Below are 16,958 nucleotides of genomic sequence, written 5' to 3' on the forward strand. Positions count from 1 at the left end.
TTCGCTAAGTGAACACTTTTTTTTATTTTTGCAACTGAAAAGAACCTTATTTTAAAATGACTCACTCAACATCACGCACAGCACCTATTGGTTTGTTTGACTCTGGAGTAGGGGGAACTACTATCTGGAAAGAAGTAAACGCACTAATGCCTAATGAGAATACTCTGTTTATAGCAGATAATAAAAATGCCCCTTATGGTGAGAAGACTAAGGAAGAAATCATTGCATTATGCGATGCCAATACGCGTTTTCTGTTAGAAAATAATGCAAAAATTATAGTAGTAGCGTGCAATACGGGTACTACCAATGCTATATCGTATTTGAGGAATAAATATAAAGAAGTACCTTTTATAGGAATAGAACCTGCTATAAAACCTGCGAGTTTGCAGAGTGTTACTAAGAAAATAGGGGTATTAGCAACCCGCAGTACACTTGCCAGCGACCTTTTTGCTAAAACCAGTGAGCACCTTAAACAGGAAGAGCAAGTGGAAATTATAGAGCAAGTAGGGGAGGGGCTAGTAGACCTTATAGAAGCGGGACGTATAAAGAGTCCTGAAATGACGCTATTATTACGTAAATACCTCTTACCTATGATTGCCGAAGGGATTGATTATTTGGTGTTAGGTTGCACTCATTACCCTTATTTGTTACCACAAATACAAGAACTCATTCCTCCACACATAAAGGTAATAGATTCGGGGTATGCGGTAGCTAAACAAACGCGCAATATACTTTCTCAACATCATTTACTGAATGATGATGCTACTGCAGAGCCACAACACCTTTGGCTTGCTAATGGCAAGGTAGAAGTATTGCAACAGTTTGCGCCCAAGAATGTCGAACACTTGAAAATTTCTACTTTCTAATATTTATCCTTAAAAACTATTTCTTGGGAATCCTGATATAATACGCTTTACCGTCTATATTATCTAGCCTTTTATCGCGTAGCCAAGGATTGTATAGTTTTAGGTCTTTATAAGTGATGTTCTGGCTCTTGGCGAATTGGGTGAGATTTTCAATGGTGGAATCTACCATTACATTGTAAGTGGGCAGTTCGTTATACAAATGTTTCTTCTCGAAGATGAAGCCGTACTTCTTAGGGTGCTTCATTATCTCTTTTAGAGCTAAAATACGAAAAACATAGCGTGAAGTTTCGGAGCTTAGCCATAAATCATAATAATTATTAGTTTCTTGAAAAGAAGTTTGCTTATTCATTCCTGAGATACCGGCATTATAAGCAGCGGCAGCCATCGTCCACGAACCTGTACTGCGCTTAGCTTTGTTTAAATAATCGCAGGCAGCTTGGGTGGCTTTTTCTATGTGATAACGTTCGTCTACTTGGTCGGTTACTTCTAAGCCGTATTCTTGAGCGGCGGGTTTCATAAGTTGCCAAAAGCCACTTGCACCAGAGGGTGATACCGCATTGGTAAGTCCGCTTTCTATGATGGCTAAATATTTGAAATCATCGGGGATATTATTGCGTTTGAGGATAGGTTCGATGATAGGGAAGTACTTATTAGCACGCTTGAGCACCAACAAAGTATTGGATTGCCAATAGGTATTTACGATAAGCTCTCGGTCTAAACGCTCGTGTACATCGGGGTCTTCCAAAGGTACTCTTTCACCAGCAAAGTCTAATTTTTCGGGTAAATCGATGGCAAAAACTCTGTAATCATTAGAGAAATCGCTTTTATGATGAGTTTCTTGAGCTGAAAGAGGGTTCTGGGCTACTTCGGCTTCTGCTTGTTCGTAGATGTTGTTTTCTTCTTTTTTAACTGACATTGCATTGACCAAAAAACCAGAGAGCAAAACTACTCCTCCACCTGTGAGCAAATATTGTATCGTTCTTTTCATCATTTTTTCTTTTGTATAGATTGGGGCAAAGATAGTAAATAATTCTTTAATACCAAATAATGTTAGAAATGAGAAAATTAGAGAATTGGAGAATTAGAAAATTAGCAAATGAGGAAATGAGGTGCGAGTTTGAGTTAGAGGAATGAGGCTGTGCCTCAGAAATTAAACAAATTTTAAACAAAATCAAGCCTACGCCTTGTGAAATGGGGAGAGAGGTTCGTCGGAGTTTTTGGAGAATCTTAAAGATGTTCTGAACTTTCGGAAGATATCGAAGAGATTCGGAAGAAGGTTAAGAGGAATTTTGGTGAAAAAAGGGTGTAAGGAGGGTGGGGTTAGCTTATAGAGAGCTTATAGGAAGCTTATACGAATCTTGGACGATTGGTATAGAAAGGGTGTATAAAAAGTTGATTTATAATATAATACAACAAGGCTAAAAATGTTAAAAATGAGGTTTCGAGGCGAAAGAAAGAGAATCCTCACCCCGTCCCTCTCCCAAGGAGAGGGGGAATGTAGGGACGGAAAAAAGGGAAGAGAAATTAGAGAATTAGCAAATTTGAAAATGAGAAAATGGGGTGGTGTGGAGTCTTAGGGCATAGGTAATAGGAGGGAGTATGACAGAAAAGGGGGAGTGTGGCGAGGGAAAAAAGGAGAAATGACGAATGATGAGGGACGAAGGACGAATGTGAAACTTTGTTAAAGTAAAACAATAAAATAAGTTAATTCTTTTTATGGAGTGTGTTTTTTATTTTACATTTGCACCAGTATTCGCCATAAACAATATTTTAATGAAAAGTTTTATTTTCTTTCTTGCTCTTTTTTGTGAGCTTACCCTTTCTGCTCAAGCACAATACACTGTAAAAGGCTTCGTCCATAACGCTTCGCTTGAGGGAATTCCCAGAGTAGCTATTAAAGTATTAGATGCTGATACGAACCTTATTGTAAGCGAACCTCTTACGGGAACTAACAGACTCTTTAGCTTTACTTCTCCTCCTCGTAAGTTGCGCATTTATATTGAAAGTACAGGTGATTATTTGTGTCGTATTGGTGGAATCTGCGACAGAACACAGAACTCCAATTGCAACACAGCGTGAAGAAGGGTATTTTGCGTTTGGGTTATAATCATCAGTTGGGGCATTACGCAATGGATTACGGCAGTGAGCGCCTACAAAATGGCTTGCGCTACGAAAGTCCTACCGATATTTTCCACACCCAACGTTGGGACAGCGAGAGCCATTTGCCTAACTTAGACCTTTATGCTTACGGCAATAGCGAAAGCCGACAGCTTAAACTGAACCTCACTTACCAATTTGGAAAAGCTAAAGAGGCACACGTAAATGAACTGGAAGAAGTACAACGGTTGTGATTTTTTGGTGTTTTATTTCGCTATAATGGCAAAAAGCTATATCTTTGCACTTGAAATTATCTCTTGGAAATATATTTTTCAAGGCAATAAAATAAGCTAATGAAAAAAACACTTTTTACTATTATTGCCCTGTTACTTTCGGGCTACACTTTTGCACAGACGGATACTTCGGGGCGAAGCCTCTATCGTGCTACTCCTGAGAAGAAAACTGCCTTAAAGCACACGAAATTGAAGGTAGATTTTAACTTCACTAACCAAACACTCAACGGCGAAGAATGGCTTACTGCTTCTCCTTATTTTTATGCTACCGATAGCCTTATCCTCGATGCAAAGGCTATGCTTATCCACAAGGTGGCTTTGGAACAGAACGGCAAGCAAAAGTCTCTTTCTTATAGCTATAAGAACGATATGTTGAGAATAAAACTCAACAAAACTTACCAAAAAGGGGAGACCTATACCGTGTACATTCGCTATACGGCACAGCCTGAAAAGGTAACTGATAAGGGCAGTCGTGCGATTACCGATGCGAAAGGGCTTTACTTTATCAACCCTAACGGAGAAGCCGATAAGCCTATGCGCCAAGTATGGACGCAGGGTGAAACAGAAGGCTCTTCGTGCTGGTTTCCTACCATCGACAAGCCCAACCAAAAGACTACTCAAGAAATAGAAATGACAGTGCCCGATAGCTTTGTTACCCTCTCTAACGGGGTGCTAAAAAGCAGTGATAAGAAAGGCAATATGCGCACCGACTATTGGGTGATGGACAAGCCTCACGCACCTTATCTTTTCTTTATGGGGGCAGGAGAGTTTGCCGTAGTAAAAGATACGCCTTGGCGCGGTAAGGTGCCTATTGAATACTATGTAGAAAAGGAATACGAGCCTGTTGCAAAACAGATATTTGGAAATACTTCCGAGATGATTACGTTCTTCTCTGAGCGTTTTGGCTATGACTATCCGTGGGCTAAATACGCCCAAATGGTAGTGCGCGACTTTGTGAGTGGAGCAATGGAAAACACTACGGCTGTAAGCCACGCCGAGAGTGCTTATCAGAGCGCAGAAGCTTTGGCTGACCAAAACTATTGGGAGCCTATTATCGCACACGAATTGGCACACCACTGGTTTGGTGATTTGGTAACTACCGAAAGCTGGTCGAATCTCACCGTAAACGAGTCGTTTGCTAACTACAGCGAATACTTGTGGTTGCTACACAAATACGGCAAAGATGCCGCAGAATACCACCTTAGCAATAACACCCTTCAATACCAACACCGCGTCAATGATTTTGCAAAAGATTTGGTGCGCTTTGGCTATGATTCACGTGAGGATATGTTCGATTTGGTATCTTACAACAAAGGCGGGGCTATCTTGCATATGTTGCGCAATTATCTTGGTGATGAGGCTTTCTTTGCAGGGCTTACCGATTACCTCAAAACAAATGAATACGGCACGGGGGAAGCTCACCAATTACGTCTTTCGTTAGAAAAAGTGAGCGGTAAAGACTTGAACTGGTTCTTCAACCAATGGTACTTTGGCAATGGTAACCCTACTGTGAATGTAGAAAAGACGTTTAGTAATGGTAAATTGACCTTAAAAATCATTCAAACACAAAGCGAAGACCTCTTGTTTCAGTTTCCGTTGGATATAGATATTTACAGAAATGGCAAGGCAGAGCGTTATAGTGTTTGGGTAGATGCTCGTAAAGAAAATACTTTTACTTTCGCAATGAAGAAAGCCCCAGAGTTGATAGATATCAACCCCGAAGGTGTGGTGCTGATAGATGAGCAATACCAAAAAACGTGGGCAGAGTATTTGTACCAAATGCAACGCGCTAAATCGCTCAAGAGCAGAATGCAAGCGGTAAGTGCCCCAATGGCTCCTGACGGCAAAGATATTTTGCTCGCTGCTCTTAAAGACCCCTTTTTCCAAGTGCGTATACAAGCATTACAAAAACTCGCTAATTATGAACTCAATGCCAAAGAAATGGCAATGGTAGAAAAGATTGCGTCTTCTGACCCTAAGAACTTAGCTAAATCGGCAGCGATATGGGTATTAGCTACCTCAAAAGACAAAAACAAATACGTTTCTTTATTTGAAAAATACCTTGAAACTCCTTCGGGGGCTATTAAGAATGCTGCTATTAACGGGATAGCTCGTACTGAGCCCGCCCGCGCTAAGAGTATACTTGAAAAAGGAAGTATTAAAGACTTTGATACCGACCAATTAGCGGGATTATCAGGAGTAATTGTAGACAACCAAATGGAGCAGTATCTCCCTGCGATACTTCCTTATTTTATATACTATCCTTTCTTTGAAAAGGACAATCCTGAAACAGCTGTCAACTTCAAGAAAGGCTATGAGTGGGCAATGCACTTAGACAATACTTCACACGTGGAGCTATTGGCTGAATCACTCAAAGAAATCGCTAAAGATATGGAGAACCCTGCTGCTAAAGAGATGCTCAAAAACGTATTGGATGAAGGTATTACTATCAAACGCGGCTTAAACCAAACTGAATCGGTAAAGAAACAGATTAAGATGTTGGAAGAGATTAAAGAAATGTTTAAGTAGTGGTTAGTGCTTAATGGTTAATGATAAACTTTGCCAAAGGTGCGAGCCGCACGGGCAGATAACTTTGGTAAAGTCTATTTATAAAATATTTAAGTTTATGGAAGCACTTCACACAATGCGTCTTTTGCTTCGTCCCTGGAAAACAACAGATGCCGAAGCCTTATACGCACAAGCGCACAATCCTATTATAGGCAAGCGGTGCGGTTGGAACCCTCACAAAAGTGTAGAAGAGAGCCAAAAGATTATTGAGGTTGTCCTTAGCAAGTCTCATAGTTTTGCTATTTGTTTAGCAAACAACATTCCCATAGGAAGTATAGGCTTGCTTTTACAAGGAGAGAGCAATCTTCCTGTAAGCGAAAATGAAGCTGAAATAGGCTACTGGCTTGGAGAAGACTTTTGGGGTAAGGGCTATGTTACTGAAGCTACCCTAAGGGTACTGCAATATGCTTTTGAACAGGTGAACCTTACCCAGCTATGGGCAGGCGCATACGAGGAAAATATTGCCTCACAGCGAGTACTTGAAAAATGTGGCTTCCGTTACCATCATACCATTGAAGATTTCTTGTTTCCACTCACAGGGGAGAGACATACAAGTTTGATATATACATTAAACAGAGAAAATTGAAGATGAATACTCAAGAAATCGACGCGCAAAGTTTACAAAATGCCTATCGTCTTTTTGAGAGTGGGACTATAGAGCAAATAGAAGTAGGTACCACTAAAGGATTATGCGAGATACATTGCTATCTTTTTGAGGGGCTTTACGATTTTGCAGGTGAGATACGTCGGCTAAACATCAGCAAGGGCGGTTTTAAGTTTGCTAATGCGATGTTTTTGCACGCTATCCTACCCGTAATAGACCAAATGCCTGAAAATACTTTTGAAGAAATTGTAGCCAAATACGTAGAGATGAATATTGCCCACCCTTTTATGGAAGGCAATGGACGTGCTATTCGTATATGGCTCGACTTGATACTCAAAAAACGCTTAAGCAAAGTAGTGAATTGGCAACTGATAGATAAAGCTCCTTATCTCCAAGCAATGGAGCGTAGCCCTATCAACGATTTGGAATTGCGCTTTTTGTTGCAACCTGCCCTTACTGATAAAGTAAACGACCGTGAAGTAATTTTTAAAGGTATAGAACAATCTTATTATTATGAAAGTAATGACTAAAACAATGAAAAGACTTCTATTGATAACTATTCTTTCTTTGGTAGCAATTTCTTGCCAGCAGAAGAAAGCAACAACTGAAAATACAGCAGTTACTCTCACTTATTCTAATTTAGTAGATACCGCTACCCAAGATGAAGTGCAAAAAGCCCTTACAGCAGCGGGAATAGCTGAGCAAAATGTAGCCTCTTTTTTGGAGAGTGTAGCCCTTTTCAACCAAACAGTAGGCGATAAAGCAGGCTTAGTACCCAAAGGATTTGTTACTATTGACAGCTTGCTACCTAAGTATGATGAGGTTGCTATACAAAGCATTTGGACGGCTAAATACCCTATGTTTCAAGGTTATAACTGTCGTCTTACCTCTTTCACCCTCTTGCGTGATTTAATTGCTTTCCCCACAAATAAAAAGTTTGCTAGCAAAGAGGAAGATGAGGTGCTTTTTATAGACCGTGAGTCCTTGCATAATACCCCTAAGAAGTTCTTTACCCCTGAGGAAGAAAATAACTTTTTTACCCTCTTTACTGAGGTGCCCACTACTAATACCAAAGATGTAAACATTCATTTGCAGGCGATGCAACAAGCGTGGAAAGAACGCGGTATCAATTTCCGTTATAAAAACGACCCTACTAAGGCATCGCTTATTTCGGCAGTCTTCCATTCCCAAATCACCCCAGAGGAGAACACTCTTTTTGTAGGACACGTAGGGGTACTAGTACCTTTTGACGGCAAGCTGCTCTTTATCGAAAAACTCGCTTTTCAAGAACCCTATCAGGTAATAAAACTAGAGAATCGCACCCAGCTCAGTGATTACTTAATGAACCGATATGATGTAGAATGGGAGCAACCCAATGCCATTCCGTTTATAATGGAAAACGATGCTTTAATGGACGGATATCGCCCCAATCCATATAAAAAAGAACAGCGATTGTAAGAAGATAATTGTCATTTGTCAATTAATTTCTATCTTTGCAAAAAATAAGTAGGTGTATTATGAGTGCTATAGTAGCCATTGTGGGACGACCGAATGTAGGTAAATCCACTTTTTTTAACCGTTTGATAAAACGCCGAGAGGCTATCGTGGACGCTGTAAGTGGCGTAACACGCGATCGCCATTATGGTAAAACCGACTGGAACGGGGTCTCTTTTTCTGTTATTGATACAGGTGGTTACTTAGCGGGAGGCGACGATTCTTTCGAGAAAGAAATCAACAAACAAGTTGCCTTAGCCATAGACGAAGCCGATGCGATTATCTTTATGGTAAACGTAGAAGAAGGACTTACCGGTATGGACGAATCGGTGGCTGAGTTGTTGCGCAAATGCCATAAACCGATATTAGTAGCGGTAAATAAAGTAGATAGCAACAACCGTCGCAACGATATGCACGAGTTTTATGCCTTAGGTTTTGAACATCTCTACGCCCTATCAAGTGTAAATGGTAGCGGTACAGGGGAGCTACTCGACGATTTGGTCGCTCTCTTGCCCGAAAAAGAAAAACAAGAAGAAAACACCTTACCGCGTTTTGCCGTAGTAGGGAGACCTAATGCGGGTAAATCGTCCTTTATCAACGCCCTTATAGGCGAAGACCGTTATATTGTTACTGATATTGCAGGCACTACACGCGATGCGATTGACACTAAATATAACCGTTTTGGATTTGAGTTTAACTTAGTTGATACAGCAGGTATCCGTCGCAAAGCCAAAGTGAAAGAGGACTTAGAGTTCTACTCAGTAATGCGTTCTATTCGCGCCATTGAACACTCCGATGTGTGTATTTTGATGCTTGATGCTACGCGTGGTTTTGAAAGCCAAGATGCTAATATCTTCTGGTTGGCACAACGCAATCGCAAAGGCATAGTGATATTGGTAAACAAATGGGATTTGGTAGAGAAGGAAAACAATACGGCTAAACAGTACGAAGCGGCTATCCGTAAAGAAATAGAACCTTTCACCGATGTACCTATCTTGTTTGTATCGGCATTGAATAAGCAACGTATCTACAAAGCCATAGAAACGGCTGTAGCAGTGTATAACAACCGCACCAAGCGTATCCCTACTCGCAAACTCAATGAGGTGATGTTGCCTATCATTGAGAACTATCCCCCTCCCGCGATCAAAGGGAAATACATCAAGATAAAATTCTGTACCCAGTTGCCTACACCTATGCCACAGTTTGCTTTCTTTGCTAATTTGCCTCAGTATGTAAAAGACCCATATCGACGTTTTATAGAAAACAAACTCCGTGAGAACTTTGATTTTAATGGCGTGCCTATTGACGTGTATTTCCGTCAGAAGTAATACTATTGAAAAAATGAAAAAGAATATAGCAATCATAATGGGAGGATACTCTAATGAAGCTCCCGTTTCTTTAAAAAGTGCTGCAGTAGTAGCCAAAAACCTCAACCAAGATAAATATGTACCTTACCCCGTGCGTATCGACCGTGATAAATGGGTGTATGTAGATACTCAAAACAACGAACACCCTATTGATAAAAACGACTTCTCGGTAACAGTAAACGGACGTAAAATTACTTTTGATGCTGTTTTCAATGCTATTCACGGCACCCCAGGTGAAGACGGTTATTTACAAGCCTATTTCAATTTGATTGGCTTACCGCTCACAGGGTGCAGTATGTATGCTTCGGCTCTTACTTTCAACAAACGTGATATGCTATCGGTACTCAAACCTTTCGGAATTCTTTCAGCCCCTTCTTACTATCTCAACAAAGGTGAAGACTACAACACTGCTGATATTGTGGCCAAAGTAGGCTTGCCTTGCTTTGTGAAGGCTAATAAATCAGGGAGTAGTTTTGGAGTGTATAAAGTATATGAAGAGGCTCAACTGCCTATGTATATAGACAAAGCATTTGAAGTAGACGACGAAATCCTCATCGAAACTTTCTTGAAAGGTACTGAAATCTCTATCGGGGTAATCAACTATCGCGGGAAAATAAAAGTTCTTCCAATGACTGAGATTGTATCCGAGAATGATTTCTTCGATTATGATGCCAAGTATAACGGCAAGTCGCAAGAAATTACCCCTGCGCGCCTTTCTGCCGAAATGACTGCTAAAATCAACGCTTTGGCGGAACGTGTATACCGATTGTTAAAAATGGAAGGTTTCAGCCGAAGTGAGTTTATCATAGTAGGCGATACACCTTATTTGCTTGAAATGAATACCACACCAGGGCTTTCAGAAGCTAGTTTACTGCCTCAACAAGCTAAAGTAGCTGGTATTAGCCTTGAAGAACTATTCGAAAGCGAAATTGAACGAGTATTGAATCACTAACCATTAATCGTTAATCATTGAAAAGAGCTTTATTTCCAGGGTCATTTGACCCCATTACCTTAGGTCATTACGATATTATCAAACGCGCTTTAGACCTATTCGATGAAATTGTGGTTGCCATAGGTGTTAATGGCGACAAGAACTATATGTTTACGGTAGAACAACGCAAAGAGTTTATCGAAAAAGCCTTTGCCGATGAACCCAAAGTAAAAGTTACAACTTACCAAGGACTTACGGTAGACTTCTGCAAAGAAATCGATGCTCAGTTCATCCTCAGAGGTTTGCGCAACCCAGCCGACTTTGAGTTTGAAAAAGCTATTGCGCATACTAACCGCAAATTATCTCAAATAGAAACTGTCTTTTTACTTACGGCAGCGCGTACTTCGTTTATATCATCGTCTATTGTGCGCGATGTTATTCGCAATCACGGTGATTATACCGTATTAGTGCCCGAAAGTGTAAGAGTATAAATTAATAAATAATAAAAAGAACTTAAAAATATGTGTGGAATTGTAGGTTATTTAGGCAAACGCGCCGCCTTTCCCATCGTGATTGATGGTTTAAAACGCTTAGAGTATCGCGGATACGACAGCGCAGGTTTTATCTTAAACGCTGAGAGTTTTTACGGAGAAAAAACCAAGGGCAAAGTATCCGATTTGGTAGCCAAGGCAGGAGAAAATGTTCCTACTTATGGCTGCGGTATGGGGCATACCCGTTGGGCTACCCACGGAGTGCCTAACGACATCAATTCACACCCTCACCGTTCTAACTCTGGCAAAATAGCCATTGTACACAACGGAATTATTGAGAATTACGAGAGTATCAAGCAAAACCTCATCAAAGAGGGATTTGTATTCCATTCAGATACTGACACCGAAGTATTAGTAAACTTCATCGAATACTTCAAAGAAAAAGAAAACGTCAATTTAGAGACTGCCGTGCGCTATGCGCTCAACGAGGTGGTTGGCGCTTTTGCCATTGCTGTAATGGAGGAAAGCAAACCTGAGGAAATAGTAGTAGCCCGCTTGGGTAGTCCATTGGTAATAGGGGTAGGTGATGGAGAGTTCTTCGTCGCTTCCGATGCCTCTCCTTTTATAGAATACACCCAAAATGCTGTGTATTTAGAAGATGGCGAAATGGCTACCATTCACCTCAACAAACCGTTGAAAGTGATTAAAATAGGCAGTAACGAGCAGGTGAGTCCGTTTGTACAACAACTCAAACTCAACCTCGAAGCAATTGAAAAAGGCGGATACGACCATTTTATGCTCAAAGAAATCTACGAGCAGCCTAAGTCTATCCAAGACACGATGCGCGGTCGCCTCTTGCCCAACCATACTACCAAACTATCAGGAATAGATAATCATTTAGAGACCTTCCTCAATGCCAAACGCATCGTTATTGTAGCGTGTGGCACTTCGTGGCACGCAGGCTTGGTAGGTGAATATCTGTTAGAAGAATACGCTCGTATTCCTGTGGAGGTAGAGTACGCCTCAGAGTTCCGCTATCGCAACCCTATTATCAATAAAGGGGATATCGTCATTGCTATTTCGCAATCGGGTGAGACCGCCGATACCTTAGCAGCCCTCAAATTAGCGAAAGAAAAAGGAGCTTTTATCTACGGTATTTGCAATGTGGTAGGTTCATCAATTGCGCGTATCACCCATTCAGGCACTTACACTCACGCAGGTCCTGAAATAGGGGTAGCTTCTACCAAAGCCTTTACCACCCAGCTTACGGTGCTTACCCTTATCGCTTTGCATTTAGGACATAAGAAGGGTACCCTCAGTACGGAAACCTATCACCGTCTTTGCAAGGAATTAGAACGTGTGCCCCAGTTGCTCGAAACCACTATCAAAACAGTCGATCACAAGATAGCCGAAATAGCCGAAAGCTATAAAACAGCTACCAATTGCTTGTATTTAGGTCGTGGTTTTAACTTCCCTACCGCTTTGGAAGGGGCTTTAAAACTCAAAGAAATATCCTATATTCACGCCGAAGGCTATCCAGCTGCCGAGATGAAACACGGACCTATCGCCCTTATCGATGAGAATATGCCGGTGATATTCATCGCACCGTCTAAAGGACATTATGATAAGGTAGTTTCCAATGCACAAGAAATAAAGGCACGCAAAGGTAAAATTATAGCCGTAGTAACCGAAGGCGATACCCAAATGGCGGGCTTAGCAAACCACGTGATTGAAATACCCGAAATCAGTGAGGCGCTTACCCCTATTTTAGCCTCAGTACCTTTGCAGTTGCTGTCCTATTATATCGCTATCAAGCGCGGTTGCAATGTCGATCAACCTCGTAATTTAGCCAAATCAGTAACCGTAGAATAATTTGGTAATTTCCCAATTTCTCAATTAGAAAAAGAGTCAATTTGTATACTTACAAATTGACTCTTTTTTTGTTTGAAGTGAGCTCGATATAACAAAATACTCTTTTTTATTTGCTTTTGTACTATATACCTTGCCAAAGTTTCTGTTCGCTCTTCGTGCTACGCCCCTTACCAAAATAGAAATCCCTTAACTACCTTCTTTTTAGTTCTATCTTAGCTTTAACTTACTTTCTATTTAGGTTCGTCTTTTGTTCGTTGTAGACCCACTGTAGACCCACTGTAGAGCCACTCTTCGTTCATCTTACTGCCGTTATACCTTGCCAAAGTTTCCGTCCCCCGTGTAGCTCGCACCTTGTCTTACTATAACTTTTTTAAAGTTGAAATCATTGATAGTCAATCTCATTTACATCACATTTATAGGGGCGCTTGTAAACGCCCCTATAAAAATAAAACTTTTTGAACAGCTTCTTTTTTGTGTTTTACTATTCAGTAAATTCGATTACGTCAGCTGAAACACTTACTGTATATTGGATTCCTACCCCTATAAAAATCCAATGTGACTCAACGGTTTCATTGATAACCGCTCTTGAAGAGCCTACCAAATTGGCATTTTGAAGCATTTTAGCTCTTGCTTTTTCCACCAAAGCACGTCTCCCACCTCCTATAATCAATAGAAAATATTGATTAGAAGCTTCTCCTTTAACGTGTTCTACTACTTTAAAGTTATTTTTAGCCAGTACCACTTGAGTAGTATGGTTGTTTACATTGTGTGATAACTCTCTTGTTACACCACAACTTGCTAACAGTAGTGCTAAAACACTGAATAATACGATTTTTTTCATTTGTTATTGATTTAATTTTGATGTTACGATATGAGTAAGGGCAACTTTTAGAGCATAAAAAAAGCGTGAATGTTTTGTTCACACTTTAAAAAGGCTCTGGTATGCCCAAAAACAGGTATGTAACAAAAACAGTTCACGCCCTTGTGGGGCGAGAAACTATTTGTTAATTCACCTCTGCTTTTTTATTGAATTTACCAGATTCTTTTTAAAAGGAATATTAACAACTTTCTCTTTAAATCTTATGTGTATTTTTCTATTCTTCTATATCTCAATTGTTTTTATTTGGTGCAAAAGTATGAATTAATTGTAAATTACAAATGATAAAAGACAATTTTTTTCCAGAAAAATAAAGTTTTTTCCTTTTTTCGTCATTCGTATTTCGTATTTCGTAATTATTTATTACTTTTGCCCTCTGTAACAAAAATTTAAACCAATGAATACCGTAAATCGTTTATTCGATATACCTTATTATCAACAATCTAAACACCCTTTAGAGGTCGCTTTTGCTACCAAATACAACGGTGAGTGGGCAAAAACCTCTACCGCTGAATATATCCAAAAAGCGAATACCGTAAGCCGAGGCTTATTGCGCTTAGGCATTGAAAAAAATGATAAAATAGCGGTCATTTCAAGTACTAATCGCACCGAATGGCACGTGCTCGACATCGGGATTTTACAAGTAGGCGCACAGAATGTACCTATCTATCCCACTATCAACTTAGAGGATTTCGAGTATATCCTCAACCATTCGGAATGTAAATACTGTGTTGTTTCCGATAAAGAACTATGGGAGAAAATCTCTTCTATCCAAGATAAATTGCCTCATCTAAAAACTATTTTTACCTTCAACGATGTACCTTATGCCCACCATTGGCAAGAAATCCTCGATTTAGGCGCCGATGAGGGCAATCAAGCAGAAGTGGAAGCACGCAAAGATAGCATACAAAAAGATGATTTAGCTACTATCATCTACACTTCGGGCACTACCAGTCGCCCAAAAGGGGTAATGCTCTCCCACTGGAATATCATCTCTAACATACTGAACTGCCAAGACCGTTTGCCTATTACCGAAGGCTCTACAGCACTCAGCTTTTTGCCTGTGTGCCACGTGTTTGAGCGTATGCTCACCTATTTGTATCAGTACGATTGTCTAAGCATTTATTTTGCTGAATCTCTCGATAAAATCAGTGATAACTTACGCGAAGTAAAACCGCATATCATTACAGTAGTACCCCGACTCATAGAGAAGATTTACGACAAAATCTTCGCAAAAGGGGCAGAACTTAAAGGCATTAAGCGCAAACTCTTCTTTTGGGCACTCAATTTGGGCTTTCAGTACGAACCTTATGGTGCTAATGGGGCTTGGTATCAGTTCAAACTGAAAATTGCACGCAAACTCATTTTTAGTAAATGGCGTGAAGCCTTAGGAGGACGCATACAGATGATTGTCTCAGGTAGTGCTGCCCTCTCACCGCGTTTGGCTAAGGTGTTCTCTGCCGCAGGGCTCAAAATAATGGAAGGTTATGGTCTTACCGAAACTGCTCCCGTTATTGCAGTAAACCGCGAATCGGGTAGATTTTGGAAAATAGGTACCGTAGGGAAACCTATTGTCAATATAGAAGTGAAAATTGCCGAAGACGGTGAAATACTTGTGAAAGGCGAGAATGTAATGTTGGGCTACTATAAAGACCCCGAGCAAACAGATCAAAACATCACCGATGGTTTCTTCCACACAGGTGATATAGGCGAACTCGATGCTGATGGCTTCCTTAAAATCACCGACCGCAAGAAGGAAATCTTTAAAACTTCAGGCGGTAAATATGTATCACCTCAGCTGATAGAAAACCAACTAAAACTCTCTCGTTTTATTGAGAATGCGATGGTAGTAGGCGAAGGTGAAAAGATGCCAGCGGCTATTATTCAGCTCAATTTCCCGTTTGTAAAAGAGTGGGCACGCCGTCATAAAGTGAAATTAGGAAAGACCAACGAAGAGATTATACAAAACCAAGCCGTTCACGATCGTATTGCCAAAGAGGTAGAAAAGGTAAACAATCATTTAGGCAAGTGGGAACAAGTAAAACTTTTTGATTTCACCCCCGATGAATGGACGATAGACGGCGGTCATCTCACTCCTACTCTCAAACTCAAACGACGTGTGATTAAAGAAAAATATATAGATATTTACAATAAGTTCTACAATAAGTGAGAGAAATAACCGATATTACTACTTTTTCTACCCAGCAACCTACGGTGCTCACCATAGGCACGTTCGATGGTGTGCATTTGGGGCATCAGAAAATCATTGAAAGGGTAGTAGCAACAGCTCGCCAAGAAGGACTTTTAGCAACAATATTCACTTTCTTTCCGCATCCGCGAATGGTAGTGCAACACGACAAAAGTTTGAAACTCATCCACACTTTGGAAGAGAAAAAGCAACTACTCCAGCGATTAGGCGTCGATTTGCTCGTGGTGCAACCTTTTAATGAGGCTTTTGCCCAACTTACTGCTGAGGAGTTCGTAAGTACTATTTTGGTACAGCACCTCAACGTGAAAAAGGTGATTATTGGTTACGACCATCGTTTCGGGCGCAATCGTACCGCAAATATCAGCGATATGCGTTTATTTGGCGAAAAGTATGGCTTTGCTGTAGAAGAAATATCGGTGCAAGAAGTAGATGAAGTATCGGTGAGTTCCACCAAAATCAGAGAAGCGTTGAATAAAGGCGACGTTATCACTGCTGAGCATTACCTCGGAACTCCTTATAGCCTTACAGGCACTGTGGTACACGGACTCAAATTGGGGCGTACCTTAGGCTACCCTACTGCTAATATACAAGTAACCGAAGACTACAAACTCATTCCCAAAGATGGCGTATATGCTGTGTATAGTTACATTGACGAACGAAAAGTGTATGGAATGATGAGCATTGGCAAGAACCCTACTATCGAAGGTAAAGGAGCGTCTATTGAGGTCTATTTCTTTGACTTCAACGGCGACCTTTACGACCGTGAACTCACAATATATTTTGTAAAATACCTACGTGAAGAACGAAAGTTCTCTTCGGTAGCACTTCTTAAAAAACAATTACAAGATGACGAAACAACAGCGAGAAAAGCAATTGCGTTATGACAAAGCTTATATGTGTATGGCGATGGAATGGGCAAAATTGTCTTATTCACAGCGCAAGCAAGTAGGAGCTATAATAGTAAAAGACCGTATGATTATTTCAGACGGTTATAATGGTACGCCCACTGGTTTTGATAACTGTTGTGAAGATGAGGAAGGCAATACCCATTGGTATGTACTTCACGCCGAAGCCAATGCGATAATGAAAGTTGCTTCGTCTACACAATCGTCAGAAGGAGCGACGCTCTATATCACAATGTCACCTTGCAAAGAGTGCAGTAAGCTCATCTACCAATCAGGGATTAAGCGCGTGGTGTATAAGGAAGGCTATCGCGACAACGAAGGGTTAGCTTTTCTCGAAAAAGCAGGCGTAGAAGTCGTTCATTTAGAAGATGTAAGTGAATAATT

The 16,958-nt window shown here is 40.6% G+C and carries 15 protein-coding genes and 1 pseudogene; 14 read left to right on the forward strand and 2 right to left on the reverse strand.

Going from position 1 to position 16,958, the window contains the following annotated elements; genetic code table 11:
* Nucleotides 1-56 precede the first annotated feature (56 nt).
* Nucleotides 57-866, forward strand: coding sequence for a glutamate racemase (murI, locus tag COCH_RS06815; protein WP_015782499.1), 810 nt, complete (start codon nucleotides 57-59; stop codon nucleotides 864-866).
* Nucleotides 867-882: 16 nt separating this feature from the next.
* Here the strand turns inward: murI and COCH_RS06820 are convergent, their stop codons facing one another.
* Nucleotides 883-1,857, reverse strand: coding sequence for a lytic transglycosylase domain-containing protein (locus tag COCH_RS06820; RefSeq protein WP_009411264.1), 975 nt, complete (start codon nucleotides 1,855-1,857; stop codon nucleotides 883-885).
* A gap of 782 nt (nucleotides 1,858-2,639) precedes the next feature.
* Between COCH_RS06820 and COCH_RS06825 the strand changes: the two are divergent.
* The 10 genes and pseudogenes from COCH_RS06825 to glmS all read left to right on the forward strand — a co-directional run.
* A pseudogene (locus COCH_RS06825) lies at nucleotides 2,640-3,052 on the forward strand (TonB-dependent receptor); the annotation flags it as partial.
* On the forward strand, nucleotides 3,029-3,217 hold the full coding sequence (locus COCH_RS12695) for a hypothetical protein (RefSeq protein WP_394330119.1): 189 nt from the start codon (nucleotides 3,029-3,031) through the stop codon (nucleotides 3,215-3,217). The pseudogene COCH_RS06825 and the gene COCH_RS12695, both read left to right, overlap by 24 nt.
* A 99-nt stretch (nucleotides 3,218-3,316) precedes the next feature.
* Complete coding sequence (locus COCH_RS06835) at nucleotides 3,317-5,785, forward strand: M1 family aminopeptidase (protein ID WP_015782503.1); 2,469 nt, start codon at nucleotides 3,317-3,319, stop codon at nucleotides 5,783-5,785.
* A gap of 97 nt (nucleotides 5,786-5,882) precedes the next feature.
* Nucleotides 5,883-6,410: a GNAT family N-acetyltransferase gene (locus tag COCH_RS06840; protein WP_034554160.1), complete on the forward strand. Its 528-nt coding sequence runs from the start codon at nucleotides 5,883-5,885 to the stop codon at nucleotides 6,408-6,410.
* A gap of 2 nt (nucleotides 6,411-6,412) precedes the next feature.
* Nucleotides 6,413-6,958 (forward strand): protein adenylyltransferase Fic, encoded by a 546-nt coding sequence (fic, locus tag COCH_RS06845; protein ID WP_009417697.1) that lies wholly within the window; start codon nucleotides 6,413-6,415, stop codon nucleotides 6,956-6,958.
* Nucleotides 6,959-6,962: 4 nt separating this feature from the next.
* Nucleotides 6,963-7,886: a DUF4300 family protein gene (locus COCH_RS06850; protein ID WP_034554187.1), complete on the forward strand. Its 924-nt coding sequence runs from the start codon at nucleotides 6,963-6,965 to the stop codon at nucleotides 7,884-7,886.
* 59 nt (nucleotides 7,887-7,945) lie between these two features.
* Nucleotides 7,946-9,250 carry a ribosome biogenesis GTPase Der gene (der, locus tag COCH_RS06855; protein WP_015782506.1) on the forward strand — a complete coding sequence of 435 codons (1,305 nt, stop codon included), beginning with the start codon at nucleotides 7,946-7,948 and terminating at the stop codon, nucleotides 9,248-9,250.
* A gap of 13 nt (nucleotides 9,251-9,263) precedes the next feature.
* Complete coding sequence (locus tag COCH_RS06860) at nucleotides 9,264-10,241, forward strand: D-alanine--D-alanine ligase (RefSeq protein WP_015782507.1); 978 nt, start codon at nucleotides 9,264-9,266, stop codon at nucleotides 10,239-10,241.
* A gap of 17 nt (nucleotides 10,242-10,258) precedes the next feature.
* Nucleotides 10,259-10,711 (forward strand): pantetheine-phosphate adenylyltransferase, encoded by a 453-nt coding sequence (gene coaD, locus COCH_RS06865; RefSeq protein ID WP_002677379.1) that lies wholly within the window; start codon nucleotides 10,259-10,261, stop codon nucleotides 10,709-10,711.
* Nucleotides 10,712-10,741: 30 nt separating this feature from the next.
* Complete coding sequence (gene glmS, locus COCH_RS06870; RefSeq protein ID WP_015782508.1) at nucleotides 10,742-12,583, forward strand: glutamine--fructose-6-phosphate transaminase (isomerizing); 1,842 nt, start codon at nucleotides 10,742-10,744, stop codon at nucleotides 12,581-12,583.
* 481 nt (nucleotides 12,584-13,064) lie between these two features.
* Here the strand turns inward: glmS and COCH_RS06875 are convergent, their stop codons facing one another.
* Nucleotides 13,065-13,424 carry a DUF6567 family protein gene (locus tag COCH_RS06875; RefSeq protein WP_015782509.1) on the reverse strand — a complete coding sequence of 120 codons (360 nt, stop codon included), beginning with the start codon at nucleotides 13,422-13,424 and terminating at the stop codon, nucleotides 13,065-13,067.
* Between the two features lie 433 nt (nucleotides 13,425-13,857).
* Here COCH_RS06875 and COCH_RS06880 point away from each other — a divergent pair, with 433 nt between their 5' ends.
* From COCH_RS06880 to COCH_RS06890, 3 genes are read left to right on the forward strand one after another with little or no spacing between them, the layout of a single operon-like run.
* Nucleotides 13,858-15,630 (forward strand): AMP-dependent synthetase/ligase, encoded by a 1,773-nt coding sequence (locus COCH_RS06880; protein WP_015782510.1) that lies wholly within the window; start codon nucleotides 13,858-13,860, stop codon nucleotides 15,628-15,630.
* Nucleotides 15,627-16,553 carry a bifunctional riboflavin kinase/FAD synthetase gene (locus COCH_RS06885; protein WP_015782511.1) on the forward strand — a complete coding sequence of 309 codons (927 nt, stop codon included), beginning with the start codon at nucleotides 15,627-15,629 and terminating at the stop codon, nucleotides 16,551-16,553. The genes COCH_RS06880 and COCH_RS06885 overlap by 4 nt, the downstream gene beginning before the upstream one ends.
* Nucleotides 16,516-16,956: a deoxycytidylate deaminase gene (locus tag COCH_RS06890; RefSeq protein WP_015782512.1), complete on the forward strand. Its 441-nt coding sequence runs from the start codon at nucleotides 16,516-16,518 to the stop codon at nucleotides 16,954-16,956. Before COCH_RS06885 ends, COCH_RS06890 begins: the two co-directional genes overlap by 38 nt.
* Nucleotides 16,957-16,958 lie beyond the last annotated feature (2 nt).

Origin of the sequence: Capnocytophaga ochracea DSM 7271, assembly GCF_000023285.1 — a bacterium.
Lineage (GTDB): Bacteria > Bacteroidota > Bacteroidia > Flavobacteriales > Flavobacteriaceae > Capnocytophaga > Capnocytophaga ochracea.

What these genes read in the sequence shown, in the direction of transcription:
- murI (WP_015782499.1), top strand. Translation starts at nt 57, where the DNA reads ATGACTCACTCAACATCACGCACAGCACCTATTGGTTTGTTTGACTCT.
- COCH_RS06820 (WP_009411264.1), bottom strand. Translation starts at nt 1,857, where the DNA reads ATGATGAAAAGAACGATACAATATTTGCTCACAGGTGGAGGAGTAGTT.
- COCH_RS06835 (WP_015782503.1), top strand. Translation starts at nt 3,317, where the DNA reads ATGAAAAAAACACTTTTTACTATTATTGCCCTGTTACTTTCGGGCTAC.
- COCH_RS06840 (WP_034554160.1), top strand. Translation starts at nt 5,883, where the DNA reads ATGGAAGCACTTCACACAATGCGTCTTTTGCTTCGTCCCTGGAAAACA.
- fic (WP_009417697.1), top strand. Translation starts at nt 6,413, where the DNA reads ATGAATACTCAAGAAATCGACGCGCAAAGTTTACAAAATGCCTATCGT.
- COCH_RS06850 (WP_034554187.1), top strand. Translation starts at nt 6,963, where the DNA reads ATGAAAAGACTTCTATTGATAACTATTCTTTCTTTGGTAGCAATTTCT.
- der (WP_015782506.1), top strand. Translation starts at nt 7,946, where the DNA reads ATGAGTGCTATAGTAGCCATTGTGGGACGACCGAATGTAGGTAAATCC.
- COCH_RS06860 (WP_015782507.1), top strand. Translation starts at nt 9,264, where the DNA reads ATGAAAAAGAATATAGCAATCATAATGGGAGGATACTCTAATGAAGCT.
- glmS (WP_015782508.1), top strand. Translation starts at nt 10,742, where the DNA reads ATGTGTGGAATTGTAGGTTATTTAGGCAAACGCGCCGCCTTTCCCATC.
- COCH_RS06875 (WP_015782509.1), bottom strand. Translation starts at nt 13,424, where the DNA reads ATGAAAAAAATCGTATTATTCAGTGTTTTAGCACTACTGTTAGCAAGT.
- COCH_RS06880 (WP_015782510.1), top strand. Translation starts at nt 13,858, where the DNA reads ATGAATACCGTAAATCGTTTATTCGATATACCTTATTATCAACAATCT.
- COCH_RS06890 (WP_015782512.1), top strand. Translation starts at nt 16,516, where the DNA reads ATGACGAAACAACAGCGAGAAAAGCAATTGCGTTATGACAAAGCTTAT.